This window comes from Cohnella sp. 56, assembly GCF_037963805.1.
GTDB lineage: Bacteria > Bacillota > Bacilli > Paenibacillales > Paenibacillaceae > Cohnella.
This window is the reverse complement of record NZ_JAZDQE010000006.1, coordinates 287,331-310,440: the sequence shown is the minus strand read 5'-3', so window position 1 is coordinate 310,440 and position 23,110 is coordinate 287,331. Positions and strand designations below refer to the sequence as shown.

Sequence of the window (23,110 nt, the reverse complement as noted above, 5' to 3'; positions counted from 1 at the left end):
GTCACCTTCTTTCCTGTACAATACAAGGCAGCGACACATAGAATATCGACCCTGTCTTGCCGTCGCTCTCTGCTCTTACCGTCCCGCCATGCGCTTGTACGATTTCTTTGCAAATCGCAAGCCCGAGCCCGCTGCCCCCTACGTCATTCTCCACGCCCGGTCGATCATACCTGTAATTGCGGTCGAAGATTTGCTCGAGCTGATCCGGAGGAATACCCGTGCCGGAATCTTGGACGCTAATGATCGCAGATCGGATATCGTTCACGTCGTCAACAGCTAGCGCAATACGCACCAGCCCGCCTCCTGAGGTGAACTTCATCGCGTTCGACACGAGATTAAACAAAGCCTGCTCTAATCGCTGCGCATCCATCTCGACAGCAATCTCGACTACAGGCAAGCGAAGCCGTTGAGCTTCCGCATCTCCGGTATCCAGCCTAAAATCCAACCCTGCGTCTCGCACGACCAGCTCATATTGTTCAAAAAAACTGCGCAAGAAACGAACCACAGGAACTGGCTCCATCCGATACGAGACTTGTCCCGTCTCCAAATGCGACAGGAAGGACAGCTCCTCGATCATACGGTTAATCCTGATCGTGTTGTCACGGATATACTTCAGGTATTGCTCGTTGCGTTCCGGCTTGACCCTGTCCTGCACGGCCTCTACATAACCAAGCATGCTGGACAGCGGCATGCGCAGATCATGCGTGATATAGGCAAGGAGCTTTTTCCTCCCTTGCTCGGAGTGGAGCAACCGGTCATACGAAGCGCGGAGATCGTCGTGGGCTGCGGATAAGGCATGCGTGCGTTCCTGCACGGTCCGTTCCAAATTCGCATTCATTTCCGTCAGTTTATGGTTGGCGTCCTGAAGCTCGCGCGCAATCCGCTCCTCATTCGATGCCGCCCTCGTAAATCTGGAAGAAAGCAGGATCATCTGGGCGACCGTAAATATGAACAGACCAAGCGGAGATATATTTCCGATCAGCGACCAGCCGTTGTAATATAAAAAATCGTCGATCACCGTAACTAAAGTAATCACTGACACGACAAGGAAGGTTAACGCACCATCCTGACGCCGCATGGCCGCCTGGACAAGCCCGATCATCAGATACACCATGTGCAGAACAACGATCGCGCCGATCGTCAGTAACATTTTCGAATAGATAAGCGCAGGGGTCGCCACGACAACCAGACAGAGTCCGCCGGTTGCGATCCGTGAGCCAAGACGAAACCATCGCGACACATAGTTGGGGAAAATGCAATCAAAATACATGGTGATGATATAACCGCTGACGCAAAGGATCAGATACTCGATCTTGAACTGCAATTCCCACGGAAAACGAGGAAACAACTGCGTAAGCATCAGCTCCCCGACCAGCAAGGACCGGATACCGAACATCATGCTGAACAAACCGAAATACAACGTCGCCTTATCCTTGCGTCGCTGCACGAACAACAGCAAATTATATAAGCCGATCACCAGCAGGCTTGCGGTTATGAATGTCTCTGCGGCAACTCTGAGGTTTGTCCGGATCGTTAACGCGTCACTGCCACCCAGTTCTATAAACTTGGTGATGCCGCCTCGTTTATGATGGAAGTTCGCTACCTGCATAACCAGCTCTACCGTGTTGCCTGCAGGCTGGAAGAACACCAGCTTCGTTGACAGACGCGGCGTCACGCCGTTCTTGTCCCGACCAACCACGCCGACTTCGGCCAGCCGTTCGCCATTCACCCATAATCGATAGGCATGGAAAATGGTAGGCAGCCGCAGCGCAAGACGCTCATTCCGATCCTGCTCGCTAAGGCGGATGACCAGCCGAAAGGTGGCAAAGCCTTCTCCTTTGATCGCTTGACCATCCAACGGGTAGCCTAGCCAGGATCCGGGGATGTCGATATATTGATTTTCCTTTTCTCCTTGTTCCGTACGGCTCCGTATATCCGCCGGCGACAGCAGCTCTTGCCAGTAGAACGCCCACTCCCCTTTTAACTTGATCGGATGCTCACTGACATGAGCCGGGGTTAAATCCAGAACGCCTTTTTCACTTTGAAACTTAGGAGAGTTCGGTGCAGACACGATGGCATAGCTTGCGAACAAACCAACGACCAAGACAATCGCTATATAAAGCAGGATAGAACGAGAACCGAATCGGAGAATGCGCCTCAATATGAATTCGACCCCAATCTACAAAATGCGCTAAAAACTAGTGGTTTCCTTTATGATAGCATCAGGCAAGGAAATGTGTGAATAGCGGCGATAAATTCCTCGCGAATCGCTCGAACTTAAAGTTTTCTTTGTAATTCAGAAGTGATCCCGGACGCCCTGCTAGAATGGGAGGAGAAAAATCGACATTTTCTCCTATATCCAGTTGCTAGAAGGGATGAATAAGTGTGAATAAGGCGACAAAATGGGGTTGGAAATCGAAATCGCGGATTTTGACGTGGATACTAATCATCAGCATGATCATGACTGTACTGCCTTTGCAGCAGGGAACAGCGGCCGAACTGCCGGTGCAGCAGGCGGCAGCGTCCGGGCCAAGCGGATTCCGGGATGTGAGTCCAACGGACTGGTTCTACGATGCGGCCGACTATGTCCGGAAGAATGGCATATTCAGCGGAACGGGCAGCGGCGTCTTCTCGCCGAAAGGGGCGATGACGCGCGCCATGTATGTGACGGCGCTTGGACGAATGGCAGGCGTGGATGCAAGCGAGTATTCCGCCTCGACCTTTGCCGATGTGCAGGCGGGGATTTGGTATGCGCCATATGTAGCATGGGCGGTTAAGCAAGGGATTACATCCGGCACGGGCAAGCAGCATTTTTCTCCGGATGCCAACGTATCCCGGGAACAGATGGCGACGATAACTTTGCGATATTTTGAAAGCTATCGGATTCCCTATCAAACTAGCAATCGCGTAACGACTGAGCCGGGCGATCTCGCCGATGTTTCTCCTTGGGCGGCGGATGCAGTCGTTAAGCTGTGGCAAGCAGGGGTGTTCCTCGGGGACAAAAACGGGAATTTTAATCCGCATGCTGAGGCGTCTCGCGCGGAAGCGGCTGTTCTCTTCATGCGCAACGATGCGATTGTGGAGGCATGGGCACAACAGAATCAAGCGACACCGACACCGACGCCGACGCCAACATCCGGTGCGGATAACGGCACGACGAACGGCACCGTCCAACCGACGCCCGAACCAACCGGCAGCGGCCAACCGACGCCCGAACCTACCGGCAGCGGCCAACCGACACCGACACCTACCGGCAGCGGCCAACCGACGCCCGAACCAACCGGCAGCGGCCAACCGACACCCACACCTACCGGCAGCGGCGGCGATGCCCCTGCGTATACGCTCTCGTTCGAGAGCAACGGAGGCACGGCGATCGCGGATCAGAAGGTGCGGCAAGGGGAGGCGCCGAGCCGGCTGCCGGCTCCGGTGAGGAGTGGGTATATTTTCCAAGGCTGGTTCAGGGATCGCGATTTGTCGCTCATATTCGCGGAGGGCAGCACGGTTGCTGCCGATACGAAGCTGTATGCGAAGTACATAGACAACGTGAACAATGCGGTCCAGCGCACGCCGAGCTACGCGGTGCTGGATGTCGCGCCGGGCTTCACGATCGCTGTCAACGATGCGACCGGCAGCCTGACGGCATCCGAGGTGCAGGCGCGGATGACGATTGAGGATACCGCGAATCCCGATTTTGCGGGGATTGCGGTCACCGGTACGAACGGCACCTTCACGGTAGCGTCTGCAGCCGCAGACGGTCAGTTCACGGAAGGCCACACCTATCAGCTTACGTTGACGGACGACAACCTCGCCTTCCAGGGTCAAGATTCAACGACGAGCATCTATGTTTTTAGCGTTGCCAAGCAAGAAGCCATGAATATCCCGTTGAATCCGCACATGATCTATCTGCCCTTTGCGGAAGTCTCGGATATGATGCTGGACGGCGCGGAAGCAGGTTCGCCCGCGATTCCGGTCGTCACGACGACGGTGGGCGACGATACCGGTCTCCCCGCGGCGAATGCGGGCAGCGGCACGTTCACGTATACCGGCAGCGCCGGGATTCAGGTTGGCGATGCCGTCGCCATCTATGAAGGGGTTCGCCCCGATCTGCGTACGGTAGACACAACCGGCGCCGACGATGGCGATGTCGCCTATGTACAGATTACGGCGATGAACGGCAGCAATTACACCTATCGTCATGCGGATGCCAAGCAAGTGTTGTTCAAGCCGGATGTGCTGCCTGTGAGCGTAGAGGCGGATACGGATGGAGACCGGGACGACCATGCGATCACGATCGCGCATACCGCGATGAACTACAGCGACAGTCTGTATGCGCCGCTGGGCTTGAGTGAACTCACCACCGTCGATGCGGGCGATTTTATCGCTTTCTACGAGGGTCAATTCACAGAAGAAGATGCTGCGGTAATCGGTTATGGGCGCATTACGTCGATTACGCCTGCGGCGGAGATGGACGTCATTACGTATACCGATGTTTCTGTGGAAGACATCGAGCATGTTCTCGACATCTACCGACAGCAAGCGATTGACGGCGGCCTGCTGTTGTCGGATGAGCAGATTGCGAAGCTCGAAGCTCAGATTGAGCGGCAAGCGACAGCCAGCGGATTCGTCGATCAAGCCGCGGACTATCTATCTACGCTGGCCATGAAGACGAATGCCTTCAAGACACAGATGGAGGTCAATGTACTATCGGCCTCAAAAGGCGCGGGCAAAGTCAGCGTGGAGAATCTGACCGTCACAGCTTCGCTTGGTACGACATTGAAGCATATTGCCGGACAAGCCTCCGGCGTAAGCGCTACGCTTCAGGTCGCAGCCGATATTGTCATTCGCATCCATGAAGAAAGCGACCTCGTCATCCATATGACCGGCACATTTCTTGAGGAGATGAGCTTGAATCTCGGCGTCAACGGGGAGACGGAATGGGGAGAAGCATGCCTTTTGTTCCTCTGCATCCCTTACCCGAGCGATTATCTGGTCACCGCAAATTTGGACGCCTATACGTATACCGGGATCAACGTTACGGCGAAGATCGCCACCGTCGAACACGACAAGCTGCAGGATGCGCTGGATGACTGGGACAAAGCCAGTACCGGCGGCAAGCTGGGCAAGGTGCGTGACATCACGACGGAAATTAAAGCGTTAATCGACGGGGTGCAGGATACCGGCGTAGACGACGCGTCGCTGCAGGCACAGTATCAAGAGTTGATGGAGAACGAGACGGATTGGGTTCCGTTAATCAAGAAAGAGCTTGTAAACTACAGCATGCGTGTGGCATTTGGTATCGTTGAAATCAACTTTACGGCAGAGTTTGTTGTCAATGCCAATGTGAACCTGACGATCGGGGCCGATTTCAACTATACGACTGCCAAGCGCTATTCGGCTACACTGCACGTGCTTGGTTTCACAGGCTCGAGCAGCACCGTGAGCTTGCCGGGGGACGGCAATTACCAGTTCACCTTCTATGTCATGGGAACGCTCGGTTTGCGGGCGGGCATTCATCTGGAACTTAAAGCGGGGGTCGGAAGCGTCAAGCTGAACAGCATCGGGCTGTCCGTAGAGCCCGGCGCTTATGTGAATCTGTGGGGGTACTTCTACTATCAATTGAAGCGGCTGAACGGGGTGGAGTCCACCCGTTCTCTAGGCGCTCTGTATGTAGAGATCGGCATCTATCTGGAGAGCGCAGTAGGCGCCCAATTAGGCGATGGATTGCTCTCGGCCAGCGTGCCGGTGTACGACAATATGTGGCCGCTGTACACGGTAGGGGAGCAGCAGCATGTCGTCGACTTTGCCTATTCGCAGGATAAGGCACCCGTAGTGAACTTGGCGGGCTCCGCGTCCTCCATCGCTGTGCCGGAGACGCTGTTCACGATGCGCACGTTTGATCTGAAGACGGGCGAGACGAATACCCGCGTGTATGACCGCTCGAGATTCGACATCCAGGTGGACCATGCGAGTTTCAGATATAAACCGACGACCGGGAAGATCGAAGTGGTGAACAGGGACATTCAGGTGAGCGAAGGCAACCTGGTCATCACCTGGAAGGGGGCGCCGCTGTCGTACTCGTCAGCTTCGCTCACGCGCAAGATTCCGTTGAAATGGTTGGCCAGAGTGGGCGACTATATTCTCCAGCTGGATCCGCAGAACGGCGGTGTGACCCAGGTTGTCGCCGCCCCGTATAACGCGGCGATCAGCGTGGACACCCCGGTATATCCGGGTTACACCTTTGACGGCTGGTACTGGTCGATCTCCGGCGGCACGAAGACGACGATTCCGAGCCGTATGCCTGCCGAGGATCGGAATCTGATCGCGCACTGGATCCCGAACACGGATACGCCGTATACCGTGCAGCATTATTTGATCGACCCGAACACCAAGACATCGACGTCGCCTGCGGTAACGGAAACGTTGACCGGAACAACCGGCGCGGAGATTCGGATCGCCTCCGACAGGTTCAAGAACCAAGGTTATGCGACAGGTACGGCAAGCGGCGTGTCGATCAAGGGAGACGGTTCGACGGTCGTCAAGGTTGATTACTACCCGGTGAATCGCACGATGACCTTCGATTGGGCTTATCCGGGGGCACCCGGAAGTTCGGTTACGGAAGCCGTCGGCAAAAACATCGCCGCGCGTATACCGGTGCCGACAAGGCCGGGATATACGTTCGCCGGCTGGTCGCCGGAGGTTCCAAGTACGATGCCGGCTTCGGACGCCGCCTATACCGCGAACTGGACAGCGAGAGAGGACACGCCTTATCTGGTCGTCTACTTGGTGCAAAATATCGGAAGCGACACCTATACGGTGGCGGATACGGAATCGTATCGCGGCACAACCGATACCGCGGCGAGCCTGACGAATCCGACCAGGTCCTATGAGGGCTTTACGTTCAACGACAGCGTGCCGGGGACTGTGCTGTCGGCTCCGATCGCAGGCAGAGGCACAACGGTGCTGAAGCTGTACTACAAGCGCAATAGCTACGCCATGACGATCCATTACAATGGCTCCGGCGATGCGACCAAGGTCGTTAACGTACCGCTTGGGGCAACGATTGGGTTGTACCTTGGCACTCCGACCTGGCAGGGCCATGCGTTCGCGGGATGGTCGCCCGCTTCTGTGGCCACGATGCCCGCGCGCGATGTCGAGTTCACCGCTCAGTGGACGCTGAACAACAACACGGTAAGCTTCAACAGCAACGGAGGATCGGCGGTGGCTGACCAGACTGTAGGTTACGGCTTCCAGGCAAGCCAGCCGGATGAACCGGCGAAGGACGATCTGGTTTTCGCCGGCTGGTACAGCGACAGCGCGCTGACGAGCGCCTATGACTTCGCGGCACAGGTGACGTCAGATCTCACGTTGTACGCGAAGTGGCTGCGCAGTTACACGGTGAGCTTCAACAGTGACGAAGGGTCGGCGGTGGCGGATCAGAGAGTGAACGAAGGAAGCAAGGCTGAGGCGCCCGGCGCGCCGACGAAGGAAGGCTTTGTGTTCGGCGGCTGGTACAGCGACAGCGGCTTGACGAGCGCCTATGACTTTGAGACGACGGTCGTGACGGGCAGCTTCACCTTATATGCAAAATGGACGATCGCTCCCAAAAACAGCTACACGGTGAGCTTCAACAGCAACGGCGGCACGGCGGTGGCCGATCTGACGGTGGAGGAAGGCGCTGTGGCTGCGGCCCCATCCGCACCGACGAAGCTCGGTTACACGTTCGAAGGCTGGTACAGCGACAGCGGTTTGACGAGCCGCTTCAGCTTCTCGACGACACCGATCGCGACGAACCTCACGCTGTATGCGAAGTGGACGCTTAACACCTACACGGTGAGCTTCAACAGCAACGGCGGATCGTCGGTGACGAACCAGACGGTGAGCTATGACGGCCATGCGACGGCGCCATCCGCACCGACGAGGAGCGGTTACGCGTTCGGCGGCTGGTATAGCGACGCCGGTCTGAGTACAGCCTACAGCTTCACGACACCGGTGAGGTCCAACCTCACGCTGTACGCGAGGTGGACGGCGATGTACAAGGTCAGCTTCAACAGCAACGGCGGATCGCCGGTAGCTGATCAGACGGTGGCAAATGGCGGCCTTGCTGCCGCGCCTGCCGCACCGACGAAGGACGGTTATACGTTCGTCGGCTGGTACAGCGATTCCGCAATGAGTGAAGCTTATCTCTTCACGGAGAGACAGGTGGTCGCCAACCTCACGTTGTACGCGAAGTGGTCATTTAACAGCTACACGGTGAGCTTCGACAGCAACAACGGGCCGGCCGTCGTGAGTCAGACGGTGATTCCCGGCGGCAAGGCTGCGGCACCTGCGGCACTGAAGTGGGTGGGCTACAGGTTCGGCGGCTGGTACAGCGATCCCGCCTTGACGAACACCTATGACTTCTCGTCAGCGGTAAATGCAGATATGACCCTGTACGCGAAGTGGACGATGACCTCGTGGCTAAGTCTTGGCGACGCGATGGCAGCGGGCGTGAATCATCAATCCAATGTCGTCATCGACAGCCAAGGCAATCCTTATGTCGCTGTTTTGACCTGGAGCAAAGAGGTATTCGTGAAGAAATACGTGGAAGCGGCAGGCGAATGGCAGATCGTCGGCGGCCCGACCGGCCTCGACAAGTCGTGGAGCGAGGTTGGCGTGACGCTCGCCATCGACAGCCAGGATACGCTTTACGTTGCTTATATCGGTTCAGCCATGAAAACCATCGTGAAGAGATATCGGGGAGGGACTTGGGAATCCGTAGGCAGTATAGCAGAATTTGGGGACCATATCTCCATTGCGTTCGACGAGGATGACACGCCTTATATGTCTTATATCGATGTCTCTCAGAGCTCGTTCCAGTACGTACACGTGGTGAGGCTTCAAGACGGCAACTGGCAGAAGATACAGTCTGGTATAGGGGCGAGAGGCGCGAATAATTCAGTCATCGCGCTGGACCCAAGCAACACGCCTTACTTGTTCTATACGTATTATAACGTCGGGAACCCGGTTAAAGCTGCCGTGGCGAAATACGAGGGCCAGAGTCTTACCCGGAATTTCCTCAGTGAGCCCCCGATACCAAGCGGTTATTGGAGTGCATCCTTCGCGCTTGATCCGGGCGGCGTACCTTATATGGCCTATACGAGCAATTCCAAGCTGACAGTGGCGAGATATACGGGCTCCGCTTGGGAAGCTGTAGGCACTGCCGGATTCCCGATCGAAGAGCATGGCGGAATCTTATACGCAAGTATCGCTTTCGACAGCCAAGGTACGCCTTATGTTGCTTATCGGGACGCTGCCAACGGCAACAGGGTGACTGTGATGAAATTCGAGAACATGAGTTGGAGCGTCGTAGAGTATGCCGGCATCTCCGCTGAGCATGCGGAATGGGTAAACCTCGCCATAGACAGCACAGACAACATCTATGTGAGCTACTATGTCGCAACAGGCAACGGCACATTAGGAGGCAAAGTGACCGTGATGAAGTATGATCCGGATTTGCATTAACCTTAAATCGATCAAAAGAGCAGAACAGCCTACTCCTCTCGGAGTAGGCTGTCGTTCAAGCTGCCCTGCCGTTGACTTTGCCGACATTCAAGGGCACTGGGCTGGCGAAGGATACTTTGGCTACGATATATGCTCATGGCCAAAGGTACGCGTGACGATATTTGTAATAAGGGGTGAATGGCGTGAATATAAAATCCGGGCAGCCAATCAGTGAATATTTGAAAACGATGCAACCCTACAAGGACGCACGCGAGACGAAGGATGAGTCGCGCGTGGCATCTATTCGAAACACCCTCATGCTGGGCAAGAAGCTGCGCACCGACGATTTGGACTACTTGCAGCGACATGATCCCAATCTGCATCAACAAGCGATGAGCCTCTCGATGGAACGCCAATTGTATGAGGACACCTTGCAGCATAGCCGCAGCAAAGCGGATGCGAACTATTACAACACGTTTAAGCTGATGCAGATTGCCGGGCAACTGAAGCAAGGCGGCTCCGAGGAGCTGCTGATGCGCACGAATGCGATCCAGGAAGCCCATCGCGAGTTCGTGCGATCGAGCAAGTACGCCTCGCTGGGGTGAGATGGATATTGAAAAAATAGCGGCGCAGGGATGATCTCCCTTGCGCCGCTTTTCCCAGGATAAGTTATAAGGTGAAGAAAAGATCGACAACGTCCTGAATATCTTGCTTGGTAGACATCGGCGTTCCAAAAGGATTGTTCCTGGACTCTTGATAGGCCAAACGAAGTTCATCTAAGATCGCGTCCAAATTGGCAGCATCCACACCGGTGATGCCGGCGCGAGCGAATACTTCTACGGTAGGGGCAGATCCTCCGCCGAAAGGATTTAAATAGGCATAGATGGCATCTACCGTCATTGCTTGAATCGTCTCGTCAACAATCGCTTGAATGTCGGCCAATGTTCTTGGAAGCGGCGAATGTGTCGATACAGCAGGATCAAGGTAATATTGGACGCTGTAAAGGTTCACGGATGTAACGCCCGTAACACCCGCATCGGCAAAAGTCGTTACGTCAACATGGTTCCAATCGCCCGACTCCGATGCTGCATTGATCAACGCCAGTGCCGTTTTGGAAAGTGAAGGCGCGATCGTAACCGTATATGGCAGGGTTACGGTTGCCGGAGGCATTGCCGAATCCGTCGCGGTGATCGCAAAGTGATATTCACCGCTCACGCTTGGCGTTCCGGCAATCTCACCCGTACTTGGATTCAATGTCAGTCCCAGAGGCAGCGCGCCGCTCGTCACCGCATAAGTAACGGCGCCCGTTCCTCCGGACAGCTTCGCTACGCTGCCGGTATAGGGTTGTCCTTCAGCCGAAGTCGAAGGCGAGATTGAGTCCGGCAAAACGATTGGCAGCGCGACCGTATATTCAAAGCTCGCAACCGAGCTATTCGTCGAGCCGGGCTTAACGGCGATGGCTTTGATGGTCGTACTGCTCGTAATGACGATCGGACCCGTATACGGCGTGCTGGACGTGGTCGGATCACTGAGATCCGTCGTATAGTACACCGTCGCAGAGGCGGTCGCCGAAGTCAAAGTAACTTGCGTTCCCGAAGTCACAGCGCCACTTGCGGGAAGTGCCGCAGGCGTCTCAACGGTAGCTTGTACCGGCGGGGGAGTTGGCGTCGGCTCCTCCTGCTGTACCGGCTGCGGAGTTGGAGACCAAGACTGCGCTTCCTGTTTTTTTCTTTCTTCTTTGGCTTTTTTCAGTTCTTCTTCCTTCTGTTTCTCTTCTTCCGCTTTCTTTTTTTGTTCTACCTGTGCAATATATTGCGACTGGGCTTCGTATGCGCCCGTAAGCAGCAGATCGCGCGTTGCGTTGGTTTGACCGCCGAAGTGTCCGTCCGTTCCGTTGTCCAACAATTTCTTCTCCAACGCCAAGGCGACATACCCCTTCGCCCAGTCGGATACAGTAGCATCATTCACGCCTGGCGTTGCCTTAGCTTCCTCTTCCATGTTGAGTCCGCGAACAAGAAACGTCGCGAGCTGCTCCTTCGTCACCTTGCCGGCAGGAGCGAAAACCCCCTCGCCATAGCCATCCGTGATCCCTGCTGCTTTCACCGCCTCGATGTACGGCAACGCGTAACCATTTGCAGGATCGTCGGCTTTGACGTCTTTAAACGAAGACGTCTTTGCGTCCTTATTTACCTCCAAATCAAAAATTGACGCTGCAACTTTAGCAAATTGCGCCCGGTTCATCTCAAGCTTGATACCGAATGTTCCGAAGCCTACCCCTTCGAATACACCAGCGCCAATCATCGCGTCGAACTTGGCCTTCGTCGCAGCATCCAGATCCTGCAAGTCCGAGAAGTCGGCTGAAGTCTTCGTTGCGCCTGCTGCAAAGCCGACCGAAAAGTGAAAGCACAGCAGCGCCGCCATCAGCAATCCTACCCTTTTTTTGCTCAATTGATCGTCCCCCAGAAGTAAGATATCGATTTTCTTCCTTCCATTTTAGCAGGGGAGATTTGTCGATCTCTGAAATGTAAAGAAAACTTTAATATCGAGTAGAGATATCTCTTCCTTACTCGCATGCAGCATCGAATAGAACATCTCTTCTGAGCATCCACAGTGTAGCAGGTTTGTTACAAAACCAAAAAGAGGGGAAAACCTACACACATCGAATGAGTTAAGTACGGAGTTGTATCACGAAATTCCAATAGAATAAAGGGTGCTGCAGACAATGGAAGTTTTAAATTATAGGGAATTTGTACAATTGGTTGAGAACTATAAGATTCTACCCTTTTCAGGCTTTGTTCCTGAATATCCGTCACTAGCAGATGTGACGGCCAGCGATCATTGGCACACCGGAACCGATACCGACCCTTGGCAATGGCGAGTTAAGATCGTTCAAGACGATGTTGCAGCTTATGGGAAATTCTTCGGCGATAAGGCATGTTTTATTCATAAAGATTTATTTCCCTTATTCAAAACGATACTTACATTGAACAAAACGGTTGAAGAAAGATATCATGATGGTCATATTTCCAGAACGGCTTTGCATCTCTATAAAGTCTTGATGGAGTATGGAATCATGGATTCACGGAATTTACGGAAAGAAGCAGGGTTAAATGCAAAAGAGGACAAAAAAGAGTATGAAAAATCACTTGTTGAACTTCAAAATTATGGCGATGTAGTCATCACTGGTGCAGCAAAGCAAAGTGAAAATGATTCTGGTTGGAGCAGCATGTGCTACCAGCCATCGGATTTATGGTTAAACTCGGTGAAGGGGACTCAGGACGATGTGTCTATTGAGGATGCGAAAAAACGGATGTTAGCGGAATTATCAACAACCTGTACGGACAAAGCCTTAAAGTTTTTTGCTAAAAAACTGAAGCTTTAGCCGTTATTGCACATTCGTCAAGGAAGTAATATAACAGAACCGTTTACCTTCTATATTTGAGCCCAAGCGTGTTAGCGCTTGGGCTTTTCTTATGAAGAGCGAGCTGCCTTATATTTTTATGTCGAAATAAAGTTTCACTATAAAATATGTTTGTGAAATTTATTGACGACACATTCGAATTTGTATAATATTCAAATAAGATCAGCTGTGCGACTTTATAGGGAGGGATTGGGAAATAAAATAAGGCGGATCTGTTCGGCGGCTTGGAGAGAAATGCCAAAATTAATAAAAGGAGCAGTGAAAATGAATCGTTTTTTTGCGCGTTGTAAAGCCATATGCAGCAGGATGCTTATCGTGCTAATGCTAACATCCATGCTGCCTGCTATTCACGTTTCAGCGGCGGGGGCTAACCCTCCAGATTCAGATGCATGGGCACCCTATCAGCAGTACTTGAACTCGGATGTTTCCAAGAAGGAAGATATGCGTGCGACTTGGATTGTAACCGTTTACAATTCTGACTGGCCATCCTCAGCATCGTTAGCTATTGCCGATACTGCAGCAAGGGTGGAAAAGCAAAAGCAAGAACTGAGTAATATGTTGGATGCGGCGGCTGCCAGCAATCTGAATGCAGTTATGTTTCAGGTGCGCCCATCTTCGGATGCGCTGTATAAATCTGATCTCGTGCCCTGGTCTACAGTTATGACAGGGACACCAGGCGGCGATCCAGGCTTTGACCCGCTTCAATATGCAATAGATGAAGCGCACAAGCGCGGCATAGAGCTGCACGCATGGTTTAATCCATATCGCGCTGCAACTGCGATCAATGATACGATGGTTGCTCAACTGAAGGCACTGCCCAAAAGTATTTTCAACACTCATTTTGATTGGATTAAAAAATCCTATGATGGTGTGTATGTAGTAGATCCGGGCATACCTGAAGCGCAAGCATGGGTAGAGGATAGCGTTATGGAAGTTGTCAATAAGTATGATATTGACGGCGTTCATTTCGATGACTATTTCTATCACGAGGGCAATGTCTATGATTATGATGACAAGGCTACATTTGAAAAGTACAAGGGCGGTTTTACAAACATAGGCGATTGGCGAAGAAATAATACGTACAAGCTGATCAGCGGTCTGTCCCAAAAAATCCGTTCGGCAAAACCCTGGGTACAGTTTGGAATAAGCCCTGCCGGTATGTGGGGCAATATGAAAGACGGGCATGCTAACGGTTCTCCGACTGCCGGTGGTGGACCCAACTATGATAGGGACTTTGCAGATACGTTAAGATGGGGGAACGAGGGACTGGTTGATTACCTGACCCCGCAGGTTTACTGGCCCTTTGGCCGTGATGTGGCTCCCTACGGTGTCATCGCAACCTGGTGGGCGGATCACCTCACAAATCCCGATACCAAGCTTTATATGGGCATGGGATTGTACAGGGTGAATGATACGACCAATTCAACTGAAACTGGATTTTTAGATCCCTATGCCAAGGATGAAATTATCAGAGAGATACAACTCAATACAAATTACATAAGTGCAATTACCGGCCGCGGGATCAATGGTTCATTCCTTTACCAGGGCAGCAATATTGTTCCGGATGCCAAAGTTTATAAAAAGGAAGCTGTAGAAAAGGGAGTAAGAGCCGCTTGGGCGAACAAGGCGATCGCTCCAACATCAACCTGGAAGAGCGGTGTTGCCCCAGCGATGCCCACAAACGTTGCTGCCGAGCCTGCAGATGGTGTTACACAAGTAACATGGACATCTGGTGATGATACAGGCAGCACCGCATATTATGTGATTTATAGATTTGCACAGGGTGCAAATCCGGATACATCAGATTCGACAAAAATAATCGCAGTTGTCGGTAAAAATGTGGATCTTGACGGAAAAGATATAACGAGCTATACCGATACAACTGTATCTGATCCAAGCAAGGTACAATATGTTGTCACTGCACTGGACCGCCTCCATAACGAGAGCTCGCCAAATGCACCGGCACCGGTTCATGCAATCGATGCAAACATGACTACTGCAGTCGGTACAGCCCCGGTTCTTCCCGTATCCGTAAAGGTCGACATGACATCGGGTTCTCCGGCTAATATGATGGTCAAGTGGGACAAGATTACGGACCCTAATCTTTATTCCGCTGCCGGAGATAGCTTTGATGTAACCGGGACAGTTATGAATACGAACGGAACACCAACAGAAATGACTGCAACAGCACATGTTTCAGTTGTTGCGCCGGCTATAAAATACATTAATCCTGTCATTGTAAGAACAGAACAACATACAGCTCCGGTATTTCCAGCTACTGTAGATGTAATATATACGGACCATACAGTGTCGTCACTTCCTGTTGTATGGGAAACTCCGGACCCTGAAGATTATAAAAACGCTGCGCCTTTCAACGAATACAAAAATCCAAGTGTGAGAGGCATACAGGGAACCGTTGATGGAACAAATCTAAGAGCGGAAGGCAATTATATCGTATATCCGGCAGTTAACGCATATGCACCCATAGCCGTTAAAACGCGGGTGGGAATACCTCCCATACTCCCCCCTAGCGTTAATGCCACATACGCTGACGGTACAAGCGCAACTGTAGCAGTCGTCTGGGATGATATTCCGGCGGCAGACTACGCTAGCATGAATACCTTTACCGTGAAGGGTACAGTTGAAGGTGCCGCAATGAAGGCAGAAGCTGCGGTAACGGTCGAAAGGGCTGTAAACATCGTAAGCATTGATCCGGTATATGTGCAGACAGGGATCGGCGTAGCGCCGAAGCTCCCGAATACTGTCAAGGTCACCTACGATGATGGCACAACGGACACTGTTCTAGTAACCTGGCCAAGTGTGGACCCGGCTGTTGAGTGCTTATCGACACACAGATTTACTGTTGCAGGGACAATAAACGGAACATCCACGAATGTTACGGCGACAGTTGAAGTTGCTGCAGTTGTATTTCTGGACGACTTTGAAAATGGGGCTGTTAACGGCGGTGCTGCCCAAAGCATGATGAAGTGGACAGGCGACAGTGTCAGCAGCACACCGCCAACTTTGTCCTACGATACTGTTATCAAGCATAGTGGAAATAGTTCCTTGAAGGTTGACTATAAATTATCCAAAGTTGCAGGGACTGCAAGCGCCTATGTTCGTCCGAACCAAGGGACGGGCATTGTGTTTAAACCCGGAGAAGTACCGCAAAAGATCGGTTTCTGGGTATATGGAAATAATGTTAAAACATATTCTCTGAGGGCAGAATTCCGCTCAGGAATGACTACGGGTTCCCCTAATAAAAATCAGGACATTTCGAATACGCTGAACTTTACCGGATGGAAGTACCTGACGTACAACGTGGATCCATCCTATCAAGCTACGGGCCTTTGTATCACGCTGCTGCCCGGTATTGTTGCCACATCCTCCACTGATAAGGTGGACAGCACCATTTATATAGACGATCTTGTGGCTGTCTATGGAAGTGAAACAAAGGATACGGCAGAAATAAGCGGGGCAATTGCAGCTGCGCAAAGCCTGTATGACAGCACAACTGCCGGTACGGGCAACGGGCAGTATCCTGTATCGGAGCGCATGGGGCTTAATACTGCTGTCGATGCTGCAGCTCGTGTGATGAACAATCCGGCAGCCGTTATGGCAGATATCTATAGCGCTACCGATTTGCTTAACGCAGCGGTTGATGCTTATCATGCTGCACAGATTGTCAGCGAGCGCCATCAGATCATAGAGGACTATGAGGACCATGGCAGCGGCAAGAGCTTGGTTGACTGGATTAATGATGGAGGAAGCACGAAGCCTGCTATTTCATATAACAACGATTCCAATTATGTAAAAAACGGAAATAGATCATTTAAGATTGATTATAATTTTGCCGGAACTAGCGGGACAGTCAGTGCTTATGTAAAGGGTGCATCCTATCCGAATCCAAAATTGAAATTTACCGGAGACAATACACCGAACAAAATTGGTTTTTGGCTTTACGGCAATGACGAGACGATTTTCAGCTTGCGTGCAGAGGTCAGAAAGGCAGACGGTTCTTCACCCACGACTGCCAATTTCTTGCCTGCCAATTCAGTGATGAGATCAGGCTGGAATTTTGTAACCTATGATCTGTCAACAGCCAATATTAATTCATCAACCGGCCTTTTGCTAAACATTATGCCCGGATTGGTTGAAACCTCTGCTGCCGGCAGAGTAAACGGTACGATCTACATGGACGATCTTACTGCGATATATAATGTTGCGCCGGCTGCCACATTAAATAAAACGGCGCTGATCGGAGCAATTGCAGCTGCAAAATCCCTGCTGCTCGGCGCAGTGGAAGGGACACAGGGAGGTCAGTACCCTGTAGGCTCCATAGCTGATCTGAATGTTGCTCTCGTGGCCGCACAATCTTTGGTTAGCAGCACCGTACAGTCAGATATCGATCATGCGGCAGAAATCTTAAATACGGCAGTGGATACTTTTAAAGCTTCGCAAATTCCGCTCATTGATATTCAGGGTTTAAAAGCTGCGATAGACGCCGCAAAGGCAAAGCATGATGTTGCAGTCGAAGGAACACTGCCGGGACAATATCAAAGCGGAGCCAAGGCAGCACTGCAGGCAGCGATAGAGGCAGCAAACACAGTATCTAACCATGCAGATGCAACCAAAGAAGAGGTTGAGGCGGCAAAAGCTGCGTTAGCGCAAGCTGTTGTTGATTTCGACGGAATGGTGGTTGCACCTTTGGTGACCATTGATCTAGATGCTGCGATCGCCAAGGCTAATGCGCTGCATGATGGAGCAGTTGCAGGCACGGAACCTGGACAGTATCCACCAAAATCAATTGATGATTTGGGATCTGCGATAACATCTGCAATAACTGCTAAAGCTGATGCAGCAACCCAGACAGATATTGATCTGATACTAAACCATCTAAATGCTGCAATTAAGACGTTTGAGGATTCAATGGTTCCAATGGATGTTGATAGAACTAAACTTAACGGGGCTATCGCAGATGCACAAGCGAAGGTGAATTCGACAGTAGTAGGGACACTTGGCGGACAGTATCCGCAAAATGCAAAAACTGCTGTCATTACCGCCATTGCAGCGGCACAAGCAGTGTTAGACGATATTCATGCGAATCAGGATGCGATTGATGCTGCTGTAGCCGTATTAAATACAGAAGTAGGAAAATATTTTGCAGCACGAATCGCAGCACCATGGGATAAGTATAATGTCCCGGAGGCAACACCGGTAAACAAGCGTGAGATGCGTGCTGCCTGGATAAGCACTGTCGTGAACATTGACTGGCCATCGACAGATTCGTGGAAGATTGAAGACACACAAGCGCGTATGGCGGTGCAAAAAGCAGATCTTATAAAAATTCTCGATGATCTCGCAGGAACAGGCGCCAATGCAGTAATGTTCCAGGTAAGGCCGACATCAGATGCCTTTTATAAATCAGAGCTTGCACCATGGTCCTACTGGCTGACAGGAAAACAGGATGGCGATCCGGGATTCGACCCGCTGCAGTTTGCCATTGAAGAAGCACACAAGAGAAATCTCGAACTGCATGCGTGGGCCAACCCGTACCGCGTGTCCATGCCGCCGGCAATGTATAAGGACGAATCAGGAAATCCTTTGCCGGACTTAAAGGCAGTTGGAGAAATGTTGAGCAAGGTGCCTGATAGTATCTATGCCAAACATCCGGAATGGATCAAGGTGGGCACAAGCCGCTTTGTCCTTGACCCGGGAATTCCGGAAGCTGAGAAATATGTCGAAGACTCCATTATGGAAATCGTCGAGAACTACGACATAGACGGCATACACTTTGACGATTATTTCTATGTTGGCAGCAATGGCGGATTTGATGCAGGCTATAGCGATACGAGCACCTATGATACGTATGCCGACAAAGCTGAGTTTCCGAAGATTGAGGATTGGCGCAGAAATAACACCTATACACTGGTTAAAAATCTGCATAATCGAATAAACGCAGCTAAGCCGTGGGTTAAATTCGGGATTAGCCCGGCGGGTGTATGGGGCAACATGAAAGACGGACATCCGGATGGTTCTGAAACTTCGGCCGGAATACCAAACTATGACCGTGCTTATGCGGATACGAAGAAGTGGGTGTTGGAAGAAATCATCGACTATATAACCCCACAGGTGTACTGGACATTTGCCAATTCGGCCGCAGGGTATGGCGTTGTATCGTCATGGTGGTCGGACTTGCTTAAAAACAACCCTGATGTCCAAACACAGCTATATATTGGTGTGGGTTTGTACTGGTTAGATCCTAATGAAGCCGCTAGCGATAAATATTGGAATACGTTGGGTGTCGGGGATCAGGAAATTGCACGCCAGCTTAAGTTTAATGCTGCAAACCCCAATATAGACGGTACTATGATTTTTACGTATAACTCATTCAAAGTGAATTCTCCTAACGCTGTGTCTGCTGCATCACTTATAAAGAACGACTTGTGGGCAACCAAAGCCCTGATGCCGGCAATGCCGTGGAAGGGTGGAGTTGCGCCTGAAGCTCCGGTAATCGTAAGTGCGACAGTCGAAGACGGGAGCCATACAATTAGTTGGCAGGATAATGATGAGAAAACGGCCTACTATGCAGTTTATCGTTTTGAAGATCATGAGGCTGTAAACATTAACGATCCTGTTAAATTGATTGCCAAAGTTCGCAAGAGTGAGACAGGTCTGCACAGCTATACTGATCCTGCAGGAACACCGGCAAGTAATTATGTTGTGACTGCATTAAACAGGCTGAGCGATGAAAGTATGCCGTCAAACGAAAGCACTCAATTAGAAATAATTGATACTTCCGCATTGGACAGTGAAATAGCAGCAGCGATGGAGCTATTAGAAAATGCTGAGGTTGGTACGGAAGTCGGGCAGTATCCGCAAGAGGCCATAGATGCCTTGACTGCTGCAGTAGCCATAGCCTCAGGTACAAAGGTTAATGCAAAGACCCAGGAAGAGATCGATATTGCAGTGGAAGGCTTGAAATCCGCAGTAGAAAGCTTCAAGGCTGCACAAATACCGGATCCGGATGTCAAAGTGGAGGAAGTGAGCCTCGATAAAGAAACGCTTCAATTAAACGTAGGCGCTGTTTTCCAACTGAAGGCGACAATCACGCCATCAGGAGCAGCTAATAAAAATGTAACATGGACATCCAGCGATGACGGAATTGCAGCCATTGACAATACGGGCAAGGTTACAGCGATCGCAGAGGGCACGGCTGTTATCACAGTGACGACCGAGGATGGCAATAAAACGGCAACCGCTGTTGTAACTGTAAGCTTACCATCAGAGACAATCGATACGACCGAGTTGGACAATCAAATAAAAACAGCTGCAGATTTAAGAGACACGGCAGACATCGGTACTAATCCGGGGCAGTATCCGCAAATTGCAAAAGATGCCCTGGAAGCTGCAATAACAGATGCGCTAACCGCCAAAGCGGATGCACAGACGCAGGATGAGATCGATCGTGCAGCTGTTAACTTAAAAAGTGCTGTAGCAAGATTTATTGCCGCAAAAAACCCAGCACCAGTCTATGAAGTGGTACATGTTACAGGTGTCAGTCTTGACAAGCAGACATTGGAACTGAAAGTTGGCGATCAATCTCAGTTGACAGCAGCGATCAGGCCCAATAATGCGGACTTTATGCAGGTGACATGGAAATCCAGCGACGAAAATGTTGCAATTGTCGATGGTGCAGGTAGAGTTGTAGCAAAAGGAAGCGGTACGGCAACAATCACAGTAACAACCGCAGATGGAAATATGACTGCGACTTGCGTTGTGAATGTAATTGCTCCTGTGACCGAAGAAGAGGAAACGAAGCCTGAAGAGAACGTTGAAGTCAAATTTAGCGACATTGTAGGTCACTGGGCGGAAGCAAGTATTAAACTTGCAGCGGCTAAGGGCATTATCGGCGGCTATGCTGACGGCACATTCAAGCCGAAGAGCGAGGTTACCCGCGCCGAGTTTGCAGTCATGCTGGCTCGTATGCTGAACTTGCCAGGTGACGGAGCCGAGCTGGCATTCAACGATAAGGCAGCCATCGGCTCGTGGGCGAAGCAAGGCATCGCTCAAGCTGTGCAGGCTGGAATCGTGAACGGCTACTCCGATGGCAGCTTCAGACCGAACGCGAAGATCAGCCGCATCGAGATGGTGATGATGATCGTGAATGCGCTTGGCTTCGCCGACAACTCCAAGGCAACTACTGTATTCGCGGATGACGCCGAGATCCCGGCATGGGCTAGAGCGGCAGTCGCAGCGGCAGTTGAGAACGGGCTCGTGCAAGGCGTCGGCGGCAACAGGTTTGCTCCGAATCAAACGGCAACAAGAGCCGAGTCGGTGGTCATTCTGCTGAGAGCGCTAGAGTTCGCAAGTAAATAAAGCTGAGATCAATCCGTAAAACCAGGCCCCCGGCAATTGAGCCGGGGGCCTGGCGATTTCTCATCGTAAAAACTTATTCAATACTTACTGTAAAACCATATTGTGATACTCAGTGTTTTCAAAAGCCTCAGTAAGACGCGGTAAAGGAATGCCAAACTTTTTGGCTTCTCTCACAACCTCAAGTACCGCAAAACCTGCTTTACTATTGTTGTATTGCACGAAGAGTCGTGCCAAGCTGCCCTTTGCAAAAATAACCTTGTTAAAAAGGATGCCGAGAAGGGCCGGTGGAATTTTAGTCAACAGGAGGGAAATGGCATCAAGCTTTGCACCTCTTGCTTTAAGTACCGGGATCATTTCTCTCATACTCAACCCAACATTGGAAAAGGAGTCCTTATGGTTCATGAGCGCGGGGAAACTGCCCCGTTTTAACACTTCCGCTTCCATCGCTGCATTCATGGCAAAGTGATTCCATAACCAGTTTTGCATATCCTTTATCCAGTTGATTTTAAAATGGGCGCTTTCAAATAGTTCTCTGACCTTGTTGTTAATAGGCTCCGTGCCTGCACGTGGCTTTTCCAGAAATACCATTTTCAAAAAGCCGCCCCTAAGCTTATTGTCCGCTATGCCGCCGCCTGCTCCGGGGAAGCCAAAGACAACATTGTTCATAGATAATGGTGCGATAGACGACTTCAGATCTTGCCAAATATTATTAAATAGGAGGATCGGGGTATTTCCTGCAGCAGTTGACAGGAATTGTGCGGCTTCCGGGAGCTGTTCCGTATTGACGCTCACAATAATGAGATCATAATTGGGGAGGATCTCCTCGTGCAGTTTGACGTTCCAGCTTTCTTTTATGAGCTTTTTCCCTTTTCGTGCGTCCCACATTTCAAGCGCTATATGGCTTCCGAAGGTTTCTTTCCTCCCTTTTCTAACGTAAAACTCGACTGTATGACCTGCCTGTTGGAAAGCCCACGCATATTGAGTCGATATTACACCTCTGCCGAACAATAAAATTTTTATTTTAGCCGCCCCCAAATCGTTGATCATCCTTATTGATAATCCAACAACGTGTTGTATGATCATATTGTATGGATTCGCCATACAGTCATCAACCATCAGATTTTTAATATCTGTCGGATCGTCTATTGAACCAGAAATGGAGGCCAAGCATGAACAAGCAACCTGAAATTACGGACAAAACCAGGCAGACCTTTATAAATGTATTCTGTGATTTATACAGTCAAAAACCAATTGAAAAAATCTCCATTCAAGAAATTGCTAACCGATCAGGATATAATCGCAGTACATTTTATCAATACTTTACGGATATCTATGAGTTGTTGGACTACGTTGAAGAGCGTGTCATGAAATCCATTAACGAGGAAATGGCAAGCAGAGCGTTTTCTACACATACTTTTCAAGATGCGCTTCAATGCTTGGAAAATGCAGAGGAAGTTTCTGTTTTTAAAGCCCTCTTGGGCGACTATGGCGCTGTTCATTTTGTTGAACGTCTGAAAAGAGAAATTCCCTTTGAGAAGTTGATTGCGAACTTTCCATCAAATGATGTCTTGGCACCATACATCATTGAGTTTTACATATCTACACTAATATCTTTGTTTCGCCTATGGATACGCAACGGCAAAGATCTATCGTCGGAAGAATTGGTCAAGTTGATAGATAATCTATTTGCAAATGGGATAACACCGTATCATATCTTTGGCACGGTCAATCCGCAGCGTCCTGATGCTAATAAAGGAAATTTGCAAAAGAGATCGAGCCCCTAACCACGCATCAACGCAACCTTAAACACACTTCCTTCCTCAGAGCTCG

At 50.9% G+C, this 23,110-nt stretch carries 8 protein-coding genes; 5 read left to right on the top strand and 3 right to left on the bottom strand.

Annotated features, from left to right (window positions below):
* Position 1: 1 nt before the first annotated feature.
* Positions 2-2,161, bottom strand: a complete 2,160-nt coding sequence (locus tag VQ071_RS13645; protein WP_340514563.1) for a sensor histidine kinase — start codon at positions 2,159-2,161, stop codon at positions 2-4.
* Between the two features lie 293 nt (positions 2,162-2,454).
* Between VQ071_RS13645 and VQ071_RS13640 the strand changes: the two genes are divergently transcribed.
* Complete coding sequence (locus VQ071_RS13640; protein ID WP_340514562.1) at positions 2,455-9,501, top strand: InlB B-repeat-containing protein; 7,047 nt, start codon at positions 2,455-2,457, stop codon at positions 9,499-9,501.
* A gap of 272 nt (positions 9,502-9,773) precedes the next feature.
* Positions 9,774-10,085 carry a hypothetical protein gene (locus VQ071_RS13635; RefSeq protein WP_340514560.1) on the top strand — a complete coding sequence of 104 codons (312 nt, stop codon included), beginning with the start codon at positions 9,774-9,776 and terminating at the stop codon, positions 10,083-10,085.
* Positions 10,086-10,149: 64 nt separating this feature from the next.
* On the opposite strand, the gene VQ071_RS13630 is transcribed toward VQ071_RS13635, so the two are convergent.
* Complete coding sequence (locus tag VQ071_RS13630; RefSeq protein ID WP_340514558.1) at positions 10,150-11,928, bottom strand: chitobiase/beta-hexosaminidase C-terminal domain-containing protein; 1,779 nt, start codon at positions 11,926-11,928, stop codon at positions 10,150-10,152.
* 274 nt (positions 11,929-12,202) lie between these two features.
* Here VQ071_RS13630 and VQ071_RS13625 point away from each other — a divergent pair, with 274 nt between their 5' ends.
* Together VQ071_RS13625 and VQ071_RS13620 are read left to right on the top strand one after the other, a co-directional pair.
* Entirely contained in the window at positions 12,203-12,862 is a 660-nt protein-coding gene (locus tag VQ071_RS13625) for an AlkZ-related protein (RefSeq protein WP_340514557.1), read from the top strand.
* A gap of 303 nt (positions 12,863-13,165) precedes the next feature.
* The gene (locus VQ071_RS13620; RefSeq protein WP_340514556.1) at positions 13,166-21,280 is read left to right on the top strand and encodes a family 10 glycosylhydrolase; all 8,115 of its coding nucleotides are present in this window, start codon (positions 13,166-13,168) and stop codon (positions 21,278-21,280) included.
* Between the two features lie 84 nt (positions 21,281-21,364).
* Here the strand turns inward: VQ071_RS13620 and VQ071_RS13615 are convergent, their stop codons facing one another.
* Positions 21,365-22,327, bottom strand: coding sequence for a ketopantoate reductase family protein (locus tag VQ071_RS13615; protein ID WP_340514555.1), 963 nt, complete (start codon positions 22,325-22,327; stop codon positions 21,365-21,367).
* A gap of 122 nt (positions 22,328-22,449) precedes the next feature.
* Here VQ071_RS13615 and VQ071_RS13610 point away from each other — a divergent pair, with 122 nt between their 5' ends.
* Positions 22,450-23,064, top strand: a complete 615-nt coding sequence (locus tag VQ071_RS13610; RefSeq protein WP_340514554.1) for a TetR/AcrR family transcriptional regulator — start codon at positions 22,450-22,452, stop codon at positions 23,062-23,064.
* Positions 23,065-23,110: the final 46 nt, after the last annotated feature.